Source organism: Sporosarcina sp. E16_8, from assembly GCF_017347095.1.
Classification (GTDB): domain Bacteria; phylum Bacillota; class Bacilli; order Bacillales_A; family Planococcaceae; genus Sporosarcina.
Genome location: NZ_JADPRZ010000118.1, coordinates 1 through 1,228, shown reverse-complemented (window position 1 = coordinate 1,228; position 1,228 = coordinate 1). Strand labels below are relative to the sequence as shown.

Annotated in this window: 2 pseudogenes; both read right to left on the bottom strand. The window is 40.6% G+C overall.

Annotated elements, in window-relative coordinates:
• Positions 1-290: pseudogene (locus I2484_RS21020) on the bottom strand (collagen-like protein); the annotation flags it as partial.
• Between the two features lie 373 nt (positions 291-663).
• A pseudogene (locus I2484_RS21015) lies at positions 664-1,011 on the bottom strand (protein adenylyltransferase SelO family protein); the annotation flags it as partial.
• Positions 1,012-1,228 lie beyond the last annotated feature (217 nt).

Genomic DNA, 1,228 nt, shown 5'->3' with positions numbered 1-1,228 from the left:
GTTGCTCCGGTTGCCCCAGTATCGCCTGTTGCTCCGGTTGCTCCAGTTTCACCAGTTGCTCCAGTTTCACCAGTTGCTCCAGTTACTCCAGTTGCTCCGGTTGCTCCGGTTACTCCAGTTGCTCCGGTTGCTCCGGTTACTCCAGTTGCTCCGGTTACTCCAGTTGCTCCGGTTGCTCCGGTAATTCCTGTAGCTCCAGTACATCCACACATGCAGTTACAACATTTTTTTCTATCATCACACTTATTACATTTATTACATTTATTAATATTGTAGTCATAATAATTCAATTTTCCACCCCTTCCGTATTATCCTATTCAAGTAATAGTTGAAGGGACGGGCTATTATCTGACTACTGCTCTAAATAAAATTCAATTAATTGAATCGATTCCACATACCTGATCTTGGTCGGGTGCGTATTGATGATGAGAGTATCGTAAAAAAAGTGGAATCGAAATTATTACAAAATCTCAAAAAGAGTTAATTATTCTGTAATTGGCAAGTCAAACAATTTAAAAACTAATACCTGAATTTAAATGTTGCGTTTAGAAACGAATCAAATATCTTGATTCACACACAAAATAACACCGAAAGCCCTCCGAGGTTTAGTCGATGGATTTCCGGTGTTTTATATTACATATAATGAAGTGCCTGTCACTCAAACTTTATCACACCCTGAAGAAGCGCAAGATAGCGACTGTCACCATCTCCAACATCAGGAAAATGACGTTGGGGTGTCTTGTCAGCCAGAGCCCGAAGCTCCTCATCCGTTCCCCATTTTGCATCGTATTGAAAAGTTTCAAAGCGCAGATGACTCGCGGCCACTCAAGTTATAATAGCACCGGAAAGGTCGGTTTCACGGATGATGGATTCACCTGTTGTCACCACTGCTAGATTACGTGTGGTAGGAATACCAAGCGCATGCATAGCTTCACTAATGTTATATTCACGTAGCATCGGACCAAGTGCCACCCGGCCATCGCCTTTCAATTGAATATCACTTTCATATCCCCATCTAAGATCCGAATATAAGTATAATGTGTTTGGTATTACAGATATAAAGCGACGCAATCCGTTCAATTTGCATTGGTGCTTGGGTTTAATAATATATTGTTAATACCTGTTAGTGTAATCTACCTTTTCAACCTATTAAACTTCATTAAATGAACTACTATTCTGTTGGCGATTATTTCGGATTCAAACTGGGGGGATTGAGATGGGGAAAAAA